The following is a 19,712-nucleotide window of genomic DNA, read 5'->3' as shown; positions in this document are numbered from 1 at the left end:
GACCCGTGGCAGGTCACAACCACCGGCAGTGATCTACTCGCTGCAAATCGAAGTAGCGCAACCCGATCAGCAGGAGCAGATCAAGGCTTAAAAAGCGCCACATCCTGTCCAGAGAATGCGGAGCGCCTCTCGCGGCGACGGCCCTCGTGCATGGCATGAGTGTCGTGACGCGCAACGTCCGGGATTTCGAAGCGACGGGCATTGCGATCGTCGATCCGTGGTCGGGCGACAGGTAAAGCCGAGGTACCGGATCATGAAGTCAACAAATGGGTCCGAAGAGCTCTCGTGGAGTCTGCTTCAAGGTCGGTTCGAGAGCCGTTGCCGTGCTTTCGATTGCGTGTAATCCTCCCGGCCGAGGGAAAAACCGTTTTGTCGATTGAAGAATTCGTTTAGCGCTGGAGCAGGTCCGGCGGCAGCGAAATGGCGAACTTTCAGCAGTTCGCAGCAGAGTTGTGTAACGTGCTGGAGGTCGATCGCCCGAAACCGGCGCAAAGCGACGGCCAGACGGATGACTACCGGTTCGAACGTCCCGTCACGGAAACCCATCGGGTGCGACGCAGCCCAAGGCGGATCGACCTGTACCGCAGCGGGTGCTTCGTGATGGAGGCCAAGCAGGGGGCCGGACCGAAGGCGGAGCAGGATCAACTGGACCTTCGGCAGGGCGGCGGGTCCGAGAAGGTCGGCCACGGGCGTCGCGGCACGCGGTCCTTCGAGGACACCATGCTGCGGGCCCGCAACCAGGCGGACAACTATGCGCGGGCCGTGTCCCGCAGCGACGGATGGCCGCCGTTTCTGCTGATCGTGGACGTGGGCCACGTCATCGAGGTCTTCGCCGATTTCTCGGGGCAGGGGCAGGGCTACACGCAATTCCCGGACGGAAACCGGTTTCGCATCCACCTCGACGACCTGCGCGACGAAGGGATCCGCGCGCGGCTGCGCACCATCTGGACCGATCCCGCAGCACTCGACCCCGCGCGAAGGTCGGCGGAGGTCACGCGGGAGATCGCCGGCCACCTGGCCGAACTGGGCAAGAGTTTCGAGGGGCAGGGACACGACGGCGAAACCGTCGCGCGCTTCCCCATGCGATGCCTCTTCACGATGTTCGCCGAGGACGTGGAGCTTTTGCCGAAGGACAGTTTCCGCGACAAGCTGCGCGAGTTGCGGGGCAAGCCGGACCAGGCCGAATTCGTGCTGCAATCGCTGTGGGACACCATGAACACCGGCGGCAACTCGCCCGTGCTGATGGCGAAGCTTCTGCGCTTCAACGGCGGCCTGTTCCGCGATGCCATGGCGCTGCCCCTGTCCGAGGTTCAGCTGAGCCTGTTGATCGAGGCGGCGGAGGCTGACTGGAAACAGGTCGAGCCGGCGATCTTCGGCACGCTTCTGGAGCGCGCCCTTGACAAGAAGAGCCGGCACAAATTGGGCGCCCACTACACGCCGCGGGCCTATGTCGAGCGGCTGGTGATGCCGACGATCATCGAGCCCCTGCGCGCCGACTTGCGCAGCGTACAGGCCGCCGCCGACCTGCTGCGCAGTCAGGGCAAGGAAAAGGAGGCGCTGCGCGCAGTTCAGGACTTCCACCGCACCCTCTGCGAGGTCACCGTGCTGGACCCGGCCTGTGGCAGCGGAAATTTCCTCTACGTCGCGCTCGAGCTGATGAAGCGGCTTGAGGGCGAGGTGGTTGCCACCATGGAGGAGCTGGGCGAGACACAGGCCAACCTTGGCCTTGCGGGATATACCGTCGATCCGCACCAGTTCCTTGGGATCGAGCTGAACCCCTGGGCCGCGAACGTGGCCGAGCTGGTGCTGTGGATCGGCTACCTGCAATGGCACTACCGCACCCACGGCAAGGCGGCGCCGTCAGAGCCGATCCTGCGCGACTTCGAAAACATCGAACATCGCGACGCCGTCCTAACATGGACGGACCGCACGCCCCGGCTGGACAAGGACGGCGCGCCTGTGACCCGCTGGGACGGGACGACCACCATGCGCCATCCGGCGACGGGGGAAGAGGTGCCGGACCCCGCGGCGCGCGTGCAGATCTACGACTACGCCGATCCCCGCCCGGCGGTCTGGCCCGAGGCGACCTTCATCGTCGGCAACCCGCCGTTCATCGGCAAGCTCAAGATGCGCGAGGCCCTCGGCGACGGCTATGTCGAGGCCCTGTGGACCGCCTATCCGAAGATGCCGCAGAGTGCCGACCTTGTGATGTTCTGGTGGGAGAAGGCAGCGCTGAAGGCCCGCGCCTACGATGGCGAGACTGGCCTGCGTCGGTTCGGCCTGATCACAACGAACTCCCTGCGCCAGACCTTCAACCGCCGAGTGCTGGAGCCGCATCTGGGCGATGCGAAGCGTCCCCTGTCGCTGCTCTTCGCGATCCCGGATCACCCTTGGGTGGATACCGTGGACGGTGCTGCGGTGCGGATCGGCATGACCGTCGCAGCAGCGGGCAGTCGGGCTGGGCGGCTGGTGACGGTCGTGTCCGAGAGCGGGGAGCGAAACGAGGCAGAAGGGAGGGATGTCGCGCTATTCACAAAATTTGGGTTGATAATGCCAGATATGCGCATAGGGCCCGATTTGAGTAAGGCGAGGCCACTTCGCGCAAATCTTCGTTTGGTATCTCCTGGAGTAATTCCTCATGGTGAGGGGATGGTCGTTTCAGGTGCTGTCGCAGAGAAGCTAAAGACTGAGGACGATTCCGCAGCACAAATCCTTCGTCAATATTGCAATGGGCGAGAAATACTCGCTGGCGATATATCAAGATATGTCATTGATGCCTATCCGAGAAACGAAGAGGAACTTCGGAAGGACGCTCCGGCTATTTATCAGTGGCTTACGGATCGCGTCAGACCATTCCGAGCAACAAATCGCGATCCGGACCTTAGGGAGAAATGGTGGCTTCACAGACGAGCAAATCATGATCTTAGGGGCTTTATAGCTAACCTTGATCGATTCATTGTTACTGTTTTGACTTCGCGGCATAGAATTTTCCAATTCCTTGATGGACAATTCTTGCCAGACCAGACACTTGTAGTAATCGGATCAGACGATGCCGCCGTCTTTACAATTCTGAACTCAGGTGTGCATACGGCATGGGCTCGAGAAACTGGATCTTGGCTTGGGGTTGGAAACGACCAGAGGTATACGAAGTCGCGCTGCTTCGACCCCTTCCCCTTCCCCGAGCTCACCCCCGCGCAGCGCACCACCCTGCGCCAGCTTGGCGAGGAGCTCGACGCCCACCGCAAGGAGCGGCAGGCGCGGCATCCGAAGCTGACGCTGACCCAGATGTACAACACCCTCGAAAAGCTTCGCGCCGGTGAAGGGATCGAGGGCAAGGACAGGCAGGTCTACGAGGACGGTCTGATCGGTCTGCTCAAGGACATCCACGACCGGATCGACGCCGCCGTGGCCGCGGCCTATGGCTGGCCCGAGGGCCTCTCCGAGAACGACATCCTGATGAACCTCGTGGCCCTCAACCACGAACGCGCCGCGGAAGAGGCCCGCGGCCACGTCCGCTGGCTGCGCCCCGACTACCAGAACCCCGACGGCCGCGCGGCGGAAGCGAAGCAAGGCAAGCTCGAGATCGCCGCCGCCGCCAGGACCGGCAAAGCCCAATGGCCCAAGACGCTTCCCGCCCAGATCGCCGCAGTCCGCGAGGCGCTGGAGGACCTTGGCGAGGCCGACGCCGAAGCGGTCGCCCGCACTTTTACCCGCGGCCGCGCCACCACCGTCGCTCCGCTGCTCGAAACGCTCGCGGGTCTCGGCATGGCCGAGATGACCGAGGAGGGCCGCTATGCCATCTGACCGCCGCTTCACGATCGAACCCGAGGGATTGCCGGATCTCGCCGGCATGATGCTCGCCATGCTCGCCACGCTCGACGCGCTGCGACAGCTCGGCGGCTCTGGCGGTATCCAGGAGATCGACGGCGACCGTCTGTGCGACCTGCCCAAGGAGAACGGCCTGGGCGTCACGACACAGATGGTCGAGCGCGTCCGCATCGACGGTAGCTGGTTCGACAGGGTCTGACCCGCACTCCATACCGATCCGGATGTGACGGACCGGGCGCTTCCGTTTGACCGGTACCCTGCGCGACGGCCGTTTTGCCGACAAAGAGTGCGGAAAATCGACAACCGAAGCGTCTGACCCGGCAAGCTTCTTCGAGAAGGGGGACAGCTTTCCTGTCAAAACACCTGCTGCCTGTCACGAAGCCGAGGGCAGTCTCTTTCGAAGAGGATGCTTTCCTTCGGTCGTAGCAAGGCGAAGTTTGCGAGCGGTGCTACATGAAGGATGAGCCAGGTTCGGTCCGCAAAGCCTTCATTATCCCAATTTCGGTCGCTTAGCGGGCAAGGGCTTCATTGACCGCTCAAACGGTCAGCAGGATGATGGAATTCGCACTGAACGTCATCCCGTCGGGTGGCGCTTCGGGGGAAAGAATGGGTTTAGAACTCATGGTCGCGCCCCTTTCCATCGTCGTCGTAGAACCCGATCCCGATCGGGCGCGTCTGATCATCGACGCGCTGAGGGACGACACCAACTACGAAATTCACGTCGTGGCCGACCGCGCCTCTCTGGCGCGTCGGATCGTGCAGATCGAACCCGATCTGGTCCTCGTGGATCTGGCGGACCCTTCGCGCGACATCATCGAGGAGTTGACCCTGGCCAGCGGCCCGCTGGAGCGGCCTGTCGCCCTTTTCGTCGACCGGACCGATACCGGCCTGTCTACCGCCGCGATCGAGGCAGGTCTGTCGGCCTATGTCGTCGACGGGCTGACGCAGGCGCGCGTCAAGCCGGTGCTGGATGCCGCCATCGCGCGTTTTCGCCTGATGCAGCGGATGCGGGCGGAACTGGCCGAAACGAAGCGTGCCCTGGAGGACCGCAAGGTCATCGACCGGGCCAAGGGCCTGCTGATGCGCGCGCGCGGCATCACCGAGGACGAGGCCTATTCCCTGCTTCGCAAGACCGCGATGGACCAGGGCCGTCGCCTGCCGGAGGTGGCGGCGGCGCTGGTGACCGCGGCGGATCTGCTGGGATGAGGGTCGCGACCCTGAACATCGGGTTCGTCCCGCTGGTGGATGCGGCCCCCGTGATCGTCGCGCAGGAAATGGGGTTCGCGGCGGCGGAAGGTCTGGATCTGCGTTTGCACGCCGCACCGTCCTGGGCCAGTGCCCGCGACGCGCTGTCGTTCGGGCAGGTGGATGCAGCCCACATGCTGTCACCCGTGCCGGTCGCGATGGCGCTGGGGCTGGCCGGTGGCGGTGCGGGGCTGGAGGCCGTCTCTGTCCTGTCCGCCAACGGAACGGTCGTCGGCGTCAGCGAGCGCATTGCGGACCGGATGCGCGGGGCGGGTCACCCCTTCGATTTCACCGATGCGACCACGGCGGGACGCGCCCTGATCGCGGCGACGGACGGGCCGCTTCGTATCGGTGTGCCGTTCCCGTTCTCGATGCACGCCGAGTTGGTTTACTACTGGCTGTCGGCCCTTGGGCTTCCCAGCCCGCAAAGCCTGATCGTGCGCACCGTTCCGCCGTCCTTGATGCCCGACGCCATCGGCGCGGGTGAGATCGACGCCTTTTGCGTCGGAGAGCCCTGGGGATCGAAGGTGGTCGAAAGCGGCGTGGGCCATCTCTTGCTGCCGGGCGCTGCGATCTGGGCCTTTGCGCCGGAAAAGGTGCTTGCAACGCGCCAAGGCTGGGCAGAAGCCGAACCGGAGCGCTCGGCCCGGTTGATCCGGGCTGTTTGGCGCGCGGGTCAGTGGCTCGACACGGTGGACGGTCGATCCCTCGCCGCCGATCTGATGGCGCGCTCGGCCTATCTGGGGATCGCGCCGGAGCTGATCGAACGCGCCCTGTCGGGGCGGCTGACCATCGGACACGCGGGCGAGGTGCGCACGGTGCACCGCTTCATCGGCTTTCACGATGGGGCGGTCAGCCTGCCCTGGCGCAGCCAGGCGGCCTGGATCGGCAGTCGGATCGCCGCGCGGACGGGTCTGGACCGGGCCCACGCGATCCAGGCCGCCGCCGCCGTGTTTCGCAGCGACATTCACCGTGCGGCGCTGACGCAGGCGGGGGTCGATCTGCCACCCGCCTCGGCGCGAATCGAGGGCGCATTGCAGCGCGATACCGTCGTCACCTCTCAGCGAGGTCCCCAGATGACGCTGGTCCGCGACGCCTTCTTCGATGGCGGAACCTTCGATCCCGGGTTTTTATAGCGCCCAGGTTTGAGGCGGCGCGGCACTCTGGTGCTGCAATGCAGCGCAAACGGACAACATGGATGAAGTAATCCTTCCGTTCTGCAACCCAAGCGCGCAGGATCAACCTGTCGGCAGGCAACGGGGCCCGCCACGACCGAACACCCGAACGACCGGGAGTATGAGCAAAGCCGCTCGACCCTTCGCCCAGACAGGCGAGGTGCGTCAGCGGCTTTTTTCGTGTTTGGCCGGCCCCGTGCCGGTCCAGAAGTGGGACGACAGAATGCACAAGATACTGATCGGCCTTGCGGCCACCACCTTCCTTGCCAGCCCCGCCGGGGCGCAGATGCTGGATCTGGAAAAGGACGAGCTGACCTTCGGCTTCATCAAGCTGACGGACATGGCCCCCCTCGCGGTGGCCTATGAGCAAGGCTATTTCCTGGACGAAGGCCTCTTCGTCACGCTCGAAGCGCAGGCTAACTGGAAGGTGCTGCTGGACGGTGTCATCGACGGCACGCTCGACGGGGCGCACATGCTGGCCGGTCAGCCGCTGGCCGCCACCATCGGCTACGGCACCGAGGCGCATATCATCACGCCCTTCTCGATGGATCTGAACGGCAACGGCATCACCGTGTCGAACGAGGTCTGGGACATGATGAAGCCCAACATCCCCGAAAACGCCGACGGCCTGCCACAGCACCCGATCTCGGCCTCCGCGCTGGTGCCCGTGGTCGAAGAGTTCAACGCCACCGGCGAAGCGTTCAAGATGGGCATGGTCTTCCCGGTGTCGACCCACAACTACGAGCTGCGCTACTGGCTGGCCGCCGGTGGTCTGAACCCCGGGTTCTACGCCGACGGCGACGCCACCGGGCAGATCGGGGCCGACGTGCTGCTGTCCGTGACCCCCCCGCCGCAGATGCCCGCCACGCTGGAGGCCGGGACGATCAACGGCTACTGCGTGGGCGAGCCATGGAACCAGCAGGCAGTCTTCAAGGGGATCGGCGTTCCGGTCATCACCGACTACGAGATCTGGAAGAACAATCCCGAAAAGGTCTTTGGCCTCACCGCCGGTTTTGCCGAAGAGAACCCCAACACCACCCTCGCGCTGACCAAGGCGCTGATCCGCGCCGCGATCTGGCTGGACGAGAACGACAACGCGAACCGCGAAGAGGCGGTCGAGATCCTGTCGCGCCCCGAATACGTCGGTGCCGACGAAGAGGTCATCGCCGCCTCGATGACCGGCACGTTCGAATACGAAGAAGGCGACGTGCGCGACGTCCCCGACTTCAACGTGTTCTTCCGTTACAACGCGACCTACCCGTTCTACTCGGACGCGGTGTGGTACCTGACGCAGATGCGCCGTTGGGGCCAGATCCCCGAGGCGAAGGACGACCAGTGGTACTTCGACACCGCTGAATCCGTTTACCGCCCGGACATCTACCTCGACGCCGCACGGATGCTGGTGGACGAGGGCCTGGCCCCCGAAGACGGCTTTCCCTGGGACACCGACGGCTACAAGGCGCCGACACCCGCCGAGGATATCATCGACGGGCTGGCCTATGACGGGCGCGCGCCCACCGCATACCTCGAGAGCCTGACGATCGGACTGAAGGACGGCCAGACCGTCACCGGGGCCGGCATTCAGGGCTGACCCACGACGCCCCGGCCTTGTGCCGGGGCCTTCGACCACCTTCCTTCGATAAACGGAGCCTTTCATGACCGCCGTCGATCCCAACAGCATCGAAGCCAACCACCGCGAAGCCCGCCGCGCCGTCTGGTTCACCCGTATCAACAAGGCCGATGCCTGGTTCAACGTGCTGGGCCTTTCCTTCGTGACGCCGCTTCTGAGAGCGGTCGCGGGCGACAATCCCCGCGCACAAGTCAAGGAGATCTGGCGCCTTCTGGGGGTGCCATTGCTGGCGATCGCGGCGTTCCTCTCGCTCTGGGCCGTGCTGGCGCCGCAGGTGCAGACCTCTCTGGGGGCGGTGCCGGGACCCGCGCAGGTCTGGACCGAGGCGCGCGGCTTGCACGCAGACGCCGTGCGCACCGGCGAAAGCCGCGCCCGCTTCCAGGAACAGGTCGCCGCGTTGAACGAACGCCGCGCCGCCAACGGGCAAGAACCGACCGAGCGCGCCTATACCGGCGCCCCGTCCTTCTATCAGCAGATCCGGACGTCCATCGGCACGGTCTTCTTCGGCTTCCTCGTCGCCACCGCCGTGGCCGTGCCGCTGGGGATCATGGCGGGCCTGTCGCCCACCGCCAACGCGGCGCTGAACCCGATCATCCAGATTTTCAAGCCGGTCAGCCCGCTGGCCTGGCTGCCCATCGTCACCATGGTCGTCTCGGCGGTCTATGCCACCAACGACGGGCTGTTCCAGAAGTCCTTTCTGGTCTCGGCGATCACCGTGACGCTGTGCTCGCTCTGGCCCACGCTGATCAACACCGCCCTTGGCGTGGCCTCGATCGACAAGGATCTGGTGAATGTCTCCAAGGTGCTGAAAATGAACACCTACACCAAGATCACCAAGCTGGTGCTGCCCTCGGCCCTGCCGCTGATCTTCACCGGGCTGCGCCTGTCGCTGGGGGTTGGCTGGATGGTTCTGATCGCGGCAGAGATGCTGGCGCAGAACCCAGGTCTGGGCAAATTCGTCTGGGACGAGTTCCAGAACGGCAGCTCGTCCAGCCTCGCCCGGATCATGGTCGCCGTGCTGACCATCGGCATCATCGGCTTCCTTCTGGACCGGCTGATGTTCGCGATCCAGGCCGCCTTTACCTTCACGAACCAGCGGTGACCCTCGCCCGAGCAGCGAAGCGGTAGCGCCTCCAAGGAGTGACCATGGCAATTCTGACTTTCGAGAACGTCTCCAAAAGCTTCGGCGACAGCGCCGTGCTGAAGGACATCGACCTGTCGGTCGAGCAGGGCGAGTTCCTTGTCCTGCTGGGCTTTTCCGGCACCGGCAAGACCACGCTGATCAACCTGATGGCGGGGTTGCAGACGCCGACCACCGGCGAAATCCGTTTCCGGGACCGCCCCGTCACCGGGCCGGGGCCAGAGCGGGGCGTGATCTTTCAAAGCTACTCCTTGATGCCCTGGTTGACCGTCACCGGCAACGTGCGGCTGGCCGTGGACACGGTCTTTCCCAGGATGTCCGCCGCCGAGCGGGCCGCGAAGGTCGCGCATTACGTCGACATGGTCGGCCTGTCCCACGCCGCACAGCGGCGCCCGGCAGAGCTGTCGGGGGGCATGCGCCAGCGGGTCAACGTCGCCCGCGCGCTGGCCATGAAGCCGGAGGTGCTGCTGCTGGACGAGCCGCTCTCCGCGCTCGATGCCCTGACCCGCGCCAACCTCGCCGACGAGATCGAGGCGATCTGGCAGGCCGAGAAACAGACCTGCGTGCTGATCACCAATGACGTGGACGAAGCCATCGTGCTGGCCGACCGCATCATCGCGCTGAACCCCGACGGCACCCTGGGCCGCGCGTTCCGGGTCAGCATCCCGCGCCCCCGCGACCGCACCGCGATGAACAACGACGCCCAGTTCAAACGCCTGCGCGCCGACGTGACCGGCTATCTGATGGACGCAGGGATCACGGCGGCCGCGCCAGGCAGGCGCGACCTGCCCAATGTCACGCCGATCCACGATATGCCGCGCGCGCAAAAGACTGCGAACGAAGGCTTGATCGACGAGCGTTTCCTGGACTTCAGCCAGTTGCACAAGGTCTATCCGACACCGAAAGGTCCCCTGACGGTGGTCGAGGATTTCGACCTGAAGGTGAACCGAGGCGAATTCATCTCTCTGATCGGTCACTCGGGCTGCGGGAAGTCCACGGTGCTGACCATGGCCGCCGGGTTGAACGACATTTCCAAGGGCGCGATCAAGCTGGACGGTCGCCACATCGTCGGAGCCGATCCCGAACGCGCCGTGGTCTTTCAGTCGCCGTCGCTGTTCCCGTGGCTGAGCGCCAAGGAAAACGTCGCGGTGGGGGTCGACAAGGTCTACCCCAATGCCACCCGCGCCGAACGGCAGGAGGTGGTCGAATACTACCTTGAGAAGGTCGGGCTGAGCGATGCCATGGACCGCTCCGCCGCCGATCTGTCGAACGGGATGAAGCAGCGCGTCGGTATCGCCCGCGCCTTTGCCCTGTCGCCGAAGCTGCTGTTGCTGGACGAGCCCTTCGGAATGCTCGACAGCCTGACCCGCTGGGAATTGCAGGAAGTGCTGATGGAGGTCTGGGACCGCACGAAGGTCACCGCGATCTGCGTCACGCACGATGTCGACGAGGCGATCCTGCTGGCGGACCGCGTGGTGATGATGACCAATGGCCCGCAAGCCACTATCGGCAAGATCGTCGATGTGGGCCTGCCGCGCCCGCGCTCGCGCAAGGCGCTTCTCGAACACCCTGACTACTATCGCTACCGGCAGGAGGTGCTCGATTTCCTCGAGGAATACGAGCACGGCGCAAAACCCAAACCAAAGACGGCGGACGCGGCATGACCTTGATGGACCCCGTCACGATCTCCCGCACCTTTATCGAGGTCGCCGAAGTCTGGGTGCCCGAAGGCGACCGACTGGTGCTGGCCAGCGGTGCCTACGGCGACCACGAGACCTTCGGGGAAGCCTCGCAACGCGAGAGCTTTGCGAAGGGCGAGGGCCTGCCCGGCAAGGCTTGGTCCGATGCCTGTCCGGTCGTGCTGAAAGGGTTCGACGGCTCTTATTTCAAGCGTACGGATGCCGCGAAGGAAGCGGGGCTGACATCGGCCGTCGCCATCCCGGTCTTCGCCGGGGCCACTTTGAAGGCGGTCCTCGTCGTCCTGTGCGCCGATGATGCCACGCGCAACGGCGCGATAGAGGTCTGGAGCGAGGACGCCGGCACCCTGTCGCTTTGCGATGGTTACTTCGGGGCGGCGACCGACTTCGAGGCGGTCAGCCAGACGACGACCTTCCAGGCGGGGTCTGGCCTGCCGGGCGGGGTGTGGGCCGCAAGACGCCCGATCCTGATGCGCGACCTTGGCGCGCGCTACGGTTTCCTGCGGGCGGAAACCGCAAGCCCGGCGGGCTTGAAACGCGGTCTTGGCCTGCCGGTCCCCGTGCCGGGTGGCCGGGTCTTCGTGGTCACGCTGCTCTCTGCCCAGGCCACCCCGATCGCCCGCCGGTTCGAAGTCTGGGACGCCCGCTCCGCCCGCACGGGGGCGCGCGAAACCGCCCGCCTGATCGACGGAATCTGCGACCGCGACGGCCCCCTGTGGGACCCCGACAACGCGGGCAACGAACGCACCGCAACCATTTGGGAAGGACCCATCGGCCGCGTCCTGGGCACTGGCGTGCCAGTCGCGGAAACGGGTGCCGCGGCCTTGGGCTACGCCATGATGGTCGCTCTGCCGATTCACAAGGACGGTGAGCTTGCGCACATCGTCGCCTGGTATTGCTGAGGAACATATGATGGAAAAACTTGTCGTCATCGGTGCCGGCATGGCCTCTGGCCGCTTGTTGGAGCATTTGTTCGAGGCCGATCCCACCGCCTACGACGTCACGCTGTTCAACGCGGAACCGCGCGGCAACTACAACCGCATCATGCTCTCGCCGGTGCTTTCGGGCGAAAAAAGCTACGCCGAGATCGTCACCCACGACGACGCGTGGTACGCGCAGAACAACGTCACCTGCCGCTTTGGCGAGCGGGTCGAGCGGATCGACCGCGACCGCAAAATGGTCGTCGGCGCGCAGGGCGAAGTGGCCTACGACAAGCTGGTCATTGCCACCGGATCGGACCCGTTCATCATTCCCTGCGACGGTCACGATCTGGACGGCGTCATCGCCTATCGCGATCTGGATGACACCAACCGCATGATCGACACCGCCCCCGGCCAGCGCGCCGTGGTCATCGGTGGCGGCCTTCTGGGGCTGGAGGCCGCGGCGGGCCTGCGGATGAGAGGCCTCGACGTGACCGTGCTGCACTTGGCGGGCCATCTCATGGAACGCCAGTTGGACCCGGCGGCGGGCTACCTGTTGCGCGCCGATCTGGAACGCCGCGGGATCACCGTGATGACCGAGGCCTCTACCAAGTGCATTCGGGGAGAGACCTGCGTGGAGGCGGTCGAACTGCAGGACGGCACTGTCCTGCCCGCCGATCTGGTGGTCATGGCCGTCGGCATCCGCCCCGCCGCCCGGCTTGCAAAGGACAACGGCCTGATCGTCAACAAGGCGATCGAGGTCGACGCCCAGATGCGCACCTCCGACCCGGACATCTTCGCCGTGGGCGAGTGCATCGAATTCGCGGGCCAGCTATTCGGGCTTGTCGCCCCGCTTTACGATCAGGCCAAGGTGCTGGCGGCGACGCTGCTGGGGCAGGACGCGGTCTTTGCGCCCAAGCAGCTGTCCACCAAGTTGAAGGTCACCGGCTGCGATCTGTTCAGCGCAGGCGATTTCGCCGAAGGTCCGGGGCGCGAGGATGTGGTCTTCCGCGACCCCGCGCGCGGCATCTACAAGCGTCTGGTGATCGAGGACGACCAGCTTGTCGGCGCGGTGATGTACGGCGACACGGCGGATGCCAACTGGTTCTTCGGCCTCATCAAGGACGGCACCGATATCGCGGAAATGCGAGAGACGCTGATCTTTGGTCCCGCTTATCAGGGGGGGGCCGCCGTGGACCCTTTGGCCGCCGTTGCAGCCTTGCCGGCTGACGCAGAAATCTGCGGCTGCAACGGCGTATGCAAGGGTCAGATCGTTGCCGCCATCGACGGGGGTGCGACGGATCTGGGGGCCGTCCGCGCGACCACCAAGGCCAGCGCGTCCTGCGGCACCTGCACCGGGCTGGTGGAACAGGTGCTGGCTGCCACGCTGGGCGACGCGTTTCAGATGCCCGCCGCACAACCCGTCTGCGGCTGCACCGACCTTAGCCACGAGGACGTGCGCCGCCTGATCAAATCGCAGGCGTTGAAATCCCAGCCCGCCGTCTGGCAGGAACTGGGCTGGTCCACCCCCAACGGCTGCCATATCTGCCGCCCGGCAGTGAATTTCTACCTGCTGGCCGACTGGCCGCTGGAGTATCAGGACGACCCGCAAAGCCGCTTCGTCAACGAACGCAAGCATGCCAACATTCAGAAGGACGGCACCTTCAGCGTCGTCCCGCGCATGTGGGGTGGCATCACCACGGCGGACGAGTTGCGCGCCATCGCGGATGCCGCCGACAAATACGACGTGCCCACGGTCAAGGTCACCGGAGGCCAGCGCATCGACCTGCTCGGCGTGAAGGGCGAGGACCTGCCCGCCATGTGGGCGGACCTGAACGCCGCGGGTCTCGTCTCTGGCCACGCTTATTCCAAGGGCCTGCGCACGGTGAAGACCTGCGTTGGAACGGACCACTGCCGCTTTGGCACGCAGGACAGCACCGGTCTGGGCATCCGTCTGGAAAAGCGCCTTTGGGGGTCCTGGACGCCGCACAAGGTGAAACTGGCCGTCTCCGGCTGCCCGCGCAACTGCGCCGAGGCGACCTGCAAGGATGTCGGCATCGTCTGCGTGGAGTCCGGGTTCGAGATCGGCGTGGGCGGCGCGGCGGGCATGGACGTGAAAGAGGTCGAACCGCTGGTGAAGGTCGCGACCGAGGACGAGGCGGTGGAATGGACCGTCGCCTTCGTCCAGCTTTACCGGGAGCACGCCAAGTATCTGGACCGGCCCTACAAGTGGCTGTCGAAGGTGGGTCTCGACTGGGTGCAGCAGACGCTGACCGACGCCGCAGAGCGTAAGGCCTTGGTCGACCGCTTCGACCTTAGCCAGACGATCTATCAGACCGACCCCTGGGCCGAACTGGCCGTGCGCGAGAAGGCCCGCGCCTTCGCCCCCATCGCAGACCTGACACTGGAGGCCGCAGAATGAGCTGGATCGACGTAGGCGCCGTCACCGACATCCCCCTGCGCGGCGCGCGGGTGGTCAAGACGCCGGCCGGCTGCGTGGCTCTGTTCCGCACCGAAACGGCAGAGGTCTTTGCCACCTCCAACACCTGCGCCCACAAGGGCGGGCCACTGAGCGAGGGGATCGTCCACGGCCGGCACGTGACCTGCCCCCTGCACAACTGGGTCTGGTCGCTGGAAACCGGCGAGGCGCAAGGCGCGGACGACGGTCGGATCGCCACCTATCCCACCCGGATCGAAGGCGGTCGCATCCTGATCGACGGCGCGGCCATCGGCAAACGGACCGCCGCGTAATGGCCGCGCCTGCTCAGACCGGCGCCGGGCAGATTTCGGATCGGGGGGCCGGTACGCGCCCTTGCGCGCCCATCCGGTCGACCTGCCCCTATTGCGGCGTCGGCTGCGGCGTGCGTCTGGACCGGGACGATACCGGCGCGCTGACCGTCACCGGTGACCCCGATCACCCGGCCAACCGGGGCAAGCTTTGCTCCAAGGGGTCGGCGCTGGCCGAGACGGCCGGGTTGCAAAACCGCCTGCTGGCTCCGCGCGTGGACGGCCACGACACCGACTGGGATACCGCGCTGCAGACCGTGGCTCACCGCTTCGAACGGACCATCGCAGAACACGGCCCGGACAGTGTCGCCTTCTACGCCTCTGGCCAGATGCTGACCGAGGATTACTACCTCGCCAACAAGTTCATGAAAGGCTTCGTCGGCACCGCGAACATCGACACCAATTCGCGCCTGTGCATGGCGTCCACCGTCGCGGGGCATAAGCGCGCCTTCGGCACCGACACCGTCCCGGGCACCTACGAGGATCTTGACGAGGCGGACCTTGTCGTCATCGTCGGCTCCAATCTGGCCTGGTGCCATCCGATCCTTCACCAGCGCGTTCTGGCCGCCAAGGCCAGGCGCGGCACCCGGACCGTCGTGATCGATCCCCGTCGCACCGCGACCTGCGACGGCGCGGACCTGCATCTGCCGCTGCGCATCGGGTCGGATGTGGCGCTGTTCAACGGTCTTCTGGCCGCGATCTACGAAGGCGGCGCGCTCGACGCGGGCTATTTGGCCCAGGTTGATGGCTTCGACGCGAGCCTCATGAGCGCCATGGCCTCGGACCTTGGCCCGACCGGGCTCGACCCCGACCTTGCGGCGTCCTTCTTCCGGCTGTGGATACGGACAGAGCGGGTCGTCACGATCTTCAGCCAGGGCGTCAACCAATCCTCCAGCGGCACCGACAAGGTCAACGCGATCCTGAACTGCCATATCGCCACCGGGCGGATCGGCAAGCCCGGGATGGGCCCGTTCAGCGTCACCGGCCAGCCCAACGCCATGGGCGGACGAGAGGTCGGCGGCCTGTCGAACACGCTCGCCTGTCATCTGGACATCGAGAACCCGGCCCACCGCACGGCCGTGCGCGATTTCTGGGAGGCGCCCCGGATCCCGGACGCCCCCGGCCTGAAGGCGGTCGATATGTTCCGCGCGGTGGCCGACGGGCGGATCAAGGCGCTGTGGATCATGCACACCAACCCTGCCGTCACGCTGCCCGAGGCGGATGCCGTGCGCGACGCGATTGCCGCCTGTCCCTTCACCGTCGTCTCTGACATCACCGCCCGGACCGACACCGCGCGACTGGCCGACGTCCTGCTCCCCGCGAGCGCCTGGGCGGAAAAGGACGGAACCGTCACCAATTCGGACCGCACGATTTCCCGGCAGCGGTCCGCGCTGCCCGCGCCCGGCGACGCGCGCCCCGACTGGTGGCACATCGCGCAGGTCGCGCGGAAGATGGGGTTTGCGACCGCGTTCGACTACACCGAGCCTGCGGAAATCTTCCGCGAACACGCGGCCCTCTCTGGTATCGCGGGCGCCTTGGGGCGCGATTTCGACATCTCCGAGCTGTCGGATCTGACGAACCGCGCCTACGACGAGATGACCCCCACGCGCTGGCCGATCGCGGCAAAGCGAGGCGGTCGGTTCTTTGCGGACGGTCGGTCCTTCCACGACAGCGGGCGGATGTGCATGATCCCGGTTCGATGGCGCGCGCCCGCCGCCAGACAGGCCCCGCGTTTTCCGTTCCGCCTGAACACGGGACGCGTCCGCGACCACTGGCACACGATGACCCGCACCGGCCTGACCCCACGCCTGTCGGCCCATCTGGCCGAACCCTTCGTCGAAATTCATCCCGACGACGCCACAGCCTTGCAGATCGCGCCTGACACGCTCGTGGAGCTGACCGCGCCCAAGGGCCACGCCGTTCTGCGCGCGACGATCACGGATGCGGTGCAGCCCGGAACGCTCTTTGCGCCGATGCACTGGACCGCAGAGACGGCCCCCACGGGCCGGATCGACGCGGTGGTCGCAGGTGCCACCGATCCGGTGTCCGGCCAGCCCGAAAGCAAGGCCAGCGTCTGCGCCGCCCGAGCCTTTGCCGCCGCGTGGTATGGGTTCGCGGTGTCCTCGCGCCCCATGACCCCGACCAGCGCCTACTGGGCCATGGCTCCCAGCGGCGCAGGCTGGCGGGCCGAACTGGCGGGCCGCGCCGCGTCGCAGGATTGGGAAGCCGAGGCCCGCGCATTGTTCGATCTGCCAACCGCGCAGGCGCAGGTCCTGACCGACCCCGCACGGGGCATCGCCCGCCTTGCTTTCAGAGAGGGGGGCAAGCTGGTCGCCGCTCTCTTCGTCAGCCCGCAGCCGGTGGGCGTCATGCGCGACTACCTTGCGGGCCTTCCCGACGAGGACGTGCTGTCGGGCCGCGCCCCGCTGGGCCGACCCGATCCCGGCCCGACCTTGTGCTCGTGCTTTGGCGTGGGAGTGAACACCATCCTGTCGGCGATCGAAAGCGATGGGCTGATGACGGTAGAGGCCGTCGGCGCGGCTTTGTCCGCCGGAACCAACTGCGGCTCGTGCCGGTCCGAGATCGCGACGCTTCTGACCAGCGCCCGCGTGAACGAGGCGGCGCAATGACGCTCGCCCCCTTCGTCCGCATCCTGGCCCCGGGGCAAGGCCGTGCGCGCGGTTTCACCCAGGAAGAAGCGTCGGAGGCGATGACGGCGATGCTGGCGCCGGAGGCCGCCCCCGAAGCGGTCGGTGCGATCCTGATGCTGCTGCGCATGAAGGGCGAAACCGCGGACGAGATCGCCGGGTTCGCCGCCGCGGCCCAAGGCGCATTGCCTGGCTGGACCGGCGCGCGCCCCGCGCTCGACTGGCCCAGCTACGCCGCCGGGCGCACGCGCGGTCTGCCGTGGTTTTTGCTGGCGGCCCGCCTTGTGGCGGACGCGGGCGTCCCGGTGCTGCTGCATGGCTGGAACAGCCATCAAGCCGACGGCGCATCGCTGCGCGCGGCGCTTCCGGTCATCGGCCTGCGGCCCTCCGACAGCATGGCCGACGCAGGCGCCGCGTTGGCCCGCGACGGCATCGCCTATCTGCCGCTGGAAATCCTGTCGCCCCCGCTGATGGCGCTGCTGTCCTTGCGCGATACCCTCGGCCTGCGGTCCTGCGTCAACACCGTCTGCCGGATGCTGAACCCCGGACGGGCCCCCGCCGCCGTCCAGGGCGTCTTTCACCCCACCTACCGAGAGCTGCAGGCCGATGCGGGCGCGCGTCTGGGTCTTGACCGCCTGACCGTCCTGAAAGGCGGCGGCGGAGAGTTCGAGCATCACCCGGCCAAGACCATCGAGACCTTCGGCCTGCGCGACGGGACCAGCTGGACCGGCCTGACCGGGCAGATCACCGACGACCGCCGACGCCTGTCCGACGGCCCCCGCGATCCTGCCGTGCTGCGGCAGGTCTGGTCCGGCCAGATCCAGGATCCCTTTGCGGAGGCCATCGTGCTGTCCACCGCCGCCCTCGCGCTCGACACCGTCGGGATCGCCGATCCTGAGGTTGTCGCCCGGGACCTGTGGCAGTCCCGCAACCGCGCCCTCGCCGCCTGACAGGAGCCTGCCCGTGAAAAGCTTTCCGATGTTCATCCGCACCACCGGCCGCCGGGTCCTGATCGTCGGCGGTGGCGAGCAGGCCGCCCAGAAGGCGCGGCTAATCCTCAAAACGGACGCGCGGATCACCCTGATCGCCCCGGCGCTGGAACCGGAACTGGCCGAACTGGTCAGAACCGGACGCGTCGAGCAGGTGGACGGCGCCGTCACTTCTGCCCTGTTCGAAGGGGCCGCGATGGCCTTCGTCGCGACGGGGTGTCCGGGCCTCGATGCGTCGATCCACGCGCTGGTGACGGCGGCCCGCTGCCCGGTGAACGTCGTCGACCGACCCGATCTGTGCGATCTGACCACGCCCTCCATCGTGGACCGCGACCCGGTGGTGGTGGCTATCGGCACCGAAGGCACTGCACCCGTTCTGGGACGGCAGATCAAGACCCAGATCGAGCAGATGCTGGTGCCCAACCTTGGCGGACTTGCCGCCCTCGCCGGTCGTCTGCGCGCCAGCGTCGCGGGCCGGGTCCCGCGAGACGACCGCCGCGCCTTCTGGCGCTGGGTCTTTGCCGACGCCCCGCGCGACGCTTGGACTCGGGGCGCCGAACGGGACGCCGCCCACCAGATCAAGGATGCCATCGCGGCTGGCGGCGCGCCCGGGACGCTCTCCGCAGGCTCGGTCGCCTATGTCGGCGCGGGTCCCGGCGCGCGCGACCTGTTGACCCTGCGTGCGGTCCAGCGCCTGCAAGAGGCGGACGTCGTGTTCTATGATCGCCTGGTGGATCCGGACGTGCTGGAACTGGCCCGCCGCGACGCGGAGCGCGTCTTCGTCGGCAAGGTCGTCGGCGCCCACGTCTGGCCGCAGCACCGGATCGACGCCGCCGTGGTGGCCGAGGCCCGCAAGGGTCGCCGTGTCGTGCGCCTGAAATCCGGCGATCCCGGCATCTTCGGACGGCTCGACGAAGAGTTGCGCGCTGCCCGGGCTGCCGGGATCGAGACAGAAATCGTACCCGGCGTCACCGCCGCCTGCGCCGCCGCATCCCGCATCCAGCGTCCTCTGACGGTCCGGGGAGAGACCGATACCGTGGTTCTGGCAACCGCGCGGTCCCAGGCCGATGGCGCGCTTCCCGATCTGGAACGCCATGTCCAACCCGGAACGACCTTGGCGATCTACATGGGCGTCGCGGCGGCGGGGGACATCGCAAACCGTCTGCTGGACCGCGGCATCCCCCCGGACGCCCCCGTCGACGTGATCGCCGATGCGTCCAAATCGCAAGAGCTCATCTTGAATACGACCCTGTCTGAGATGACCCGAAGTATTGCCGCCTCGGGTATCGTCGGGTGCGCCATGATCCTCGTCACATTCGCACTGTCTCAAGAGGTCAGCCCCTGGTCTTCCGTCGATCAAATCCCCGTTGGAACGGCAGGGAAACATATATCCACGACGGCGTGACACGGCCAAAGTCGACGCAGTGAACGACCTGCCCCCCGCGAGATCCCTTCAACCTCATTGATAAATCATGGTCAGATGCACCCTGAACCGGCTCGCCAGCCGGGCCGCCGACTCTTCACCTTTCAGGGCTTGCAGCGCGACCTTCGCGATGAATTCAGGTGCGTGCTGCTTGCGTTCGGACATCTCTGAATCCCTTGTCGTCGAAGATCGGCAGACTGCAATTCGTTGATCTCAGGTCCGATATTCA

General features: G+C 66.2%; 14 protein-coding genes and 1 pseudogene. 14 read left to right on the top strand and 1 reads right to left on the bottom strand.

What is annotated here, in order from left to right; genetic code table 11:
* Positions 1-408: 408 nt before the first annotated feature.
* The 14 genes and pseudogenes from EU805_RS17965 to cysG form a co-directional block, all read left to right on the top strand.
* Positions 409-1,266, top strand: a pseudogene (locus tag EU805_RS17965) (type IIL restriction-modification enzyme MmeI); the annotation flags it as partial.
* A complete protein-coding gene (locus EU805_RS16350; RefSeq protein ID WP_370318229.1) occupies positions 1,243-3,804 on the top strand; it encodes a class I SAM-dependent DNA methyltransferase in 2,562 nt (853 codons plus the stop codon). The pseudogene EU805_RS17965 and the gene EU805_RS16350, both read left to right, overlap by 24 nt.
* Positions 3,794-4,027 (top strand): hypothetical protein, encoded by a 234-nt coding sequence (locus EU805_RS16345; protein ID WP_129765053.1) that lies wholly within the window; start codon positions 3,794-3,796, stop codon positions 4,025-4,027. The genes EU805_RS16350 and EU805_RS16345 overlap by 11 nt, the downstream gene beginning before the upstream one ends.
* A 422-nt stretch (positions 4,028-4,449) precedes the next feature.
* Positions 4,450-5,034, top strand: coding sequence for an ANTAR domain-containing response regulator (locus EU805_RS16340; RefSeq protein WP_129765078.1), 585 nt, complete (start codon positions 4,450-4,452; stop codon positions 5,032-5,034).
* Positions 5,031-6,209, top strand: coding sequence for an ABC transporter substrate-binding protein (locus tag EU805_RS16335; protein WP_129765052.1), 1,179 nt, complete (start codon positions 5,031-5,033; stop codon positions 6,207-6,209). Before EU805_RS16340 ends, EU805_RS16335 begins: the two co-directional genes overlap by 4 nt.
* 262 nt (positions 6,210-6,471) lie before the next feature.
* Positions 6,472-7,839: a CmpA/NrtA family ABC transporter substrate-binding protein gene (locus EU805_RS16330; RefSeq protein WP_129765051.1), complete on the top strand. Its 1,368-nt coding sequence runs from the start codon at positions 6,472-6,474 to the stop codon at positions 7,837-7,839.
* Positions 7,840-7,903: 64 nt separating this feature from the next.
* Positions 7,904-8,980, top strand: a complete 1,077-nt coding sequence (locus tag EU805_RS16325) for an ABC transporter permease (RefSeq protein WP_129765050.1) — start codon at positions 7,904-7,906, stop codon at positions 8,978-8,980.
* A gap of 44 nt (positions 8,981-9,024) precedes the next feature.
* Complete coding sequence (locus EU805_RS16320; RefSeq protein WP_129765049.1) at positions 9,025-10,683, top strand: ABC transporter ATP-binding protein; 1,659 nt, start codon at positions 9,025-9,027, stop codon at positions 10,681-10,683.
* Positions 10,680-11,618, top strand: coding sequence for a GAF domain-containing protein (locus tag EU805_RS16315; protein ID WP_242494206.1), 939 nt, complete (start codon positions 10,680-10,682; stop codon positions 11,616-11,618). Before EU805_RS16320 ends, EU805_RS16315 begins: the two co-directional genes overlap by 4 nt.
* Positions 11,619-11,625: 7 nt before the next feature.
* On the top strand, positions 11,626-14,058 hold the full coding sequence (nirB, locus tag EU805_RS16310) for a nitrite reductase large subunit NirB (RefSeq protein ID WP_207208128.1): 2,433 nt from the start codon (positions 11,626-11,628) through the stop codon (positions 14,056-14,058).
* Positions 14,055-14,387, top strand: coding sequence for a nitrite reductase small subunit NirD (gene nirD / locus EU805_RS16305; RefSeq protein WP_129765047.1), 333 nt, complete (start codon positions 14,055-14,057; stop codon positions 14,385-14,387). Before nirB ends, nirD begins: the two co-directional genes overlap by 4 nt.
* On the top strand, positions 14,387-17,053 hold the full coding sequence (locus EU805_RS16300; protein WP_129765046.1) for a nitrate reductase: 2,667 nt from the start codon (positions 14,387-14,389) through the stop codon (positions 17,051-17,053). The genes nirD and EU805_RS16300 overlap by 1 nt, the downstream gene beginning before the upstream one ends.
* On the top strand, positions 17,050-18,021 hold the full coding sequence (locus EU805_RS16295; RefSeq protein ID WP_129765045.1) for a glycosyl transferase family protein: 972 nt from the start codon (positions 17,050-17,052) through the stop codon (positions 18,019-18,021). Before EU805_RS16300 ends, EU805_RS16295 begins: the two co-directional genes overlap by 4 nt.
* A gap of 13 nt (positions 18,022-18,034) precedes the next feature.
* On the top strand, positions 18,035-19,465 hold the full coding sequence (cysG, locus tag EU805_RS16290) for a siroheme synthase CysG (protein WP_129765044.1): 1,431 nt from the start codon (positions 18,035-18,037) through the stop codon (positions 19,463-19,465).
* 54 nt (positions 19,466-19,519) lie between these two features.
* Here cysG and EU805_RS17860 read toward each other — a convergent pair whose 3' ends face one another.
* Positions 19,520-19,648 (bottom strand): hypothetical protein, encoded by a 129-nt coding sequence (locus EU805_RS17860; protein ID WP_255465915.1) that lies wholly within the window; start codon positions 19,646-19,648, stop codon positions 19,520-19,522.
* Positions 19,649-19,712 lie beyond the last annotated feature (64 nt).

This window comes from Salipiger sp. IMCC34102 (genome assembly GCF_004145405.1).
Classification (GTDB): Bacteria; Pseudomonadota; Alphaproteobacteria; order Rhodobacterales; family Rhodobacteraceae; genus Loktanella.
The sequence above is the reverse complement of the archived record's forward strand: the minus strand, read 5'-3'. Positions and strand labels throughout refer to the sequence as shown.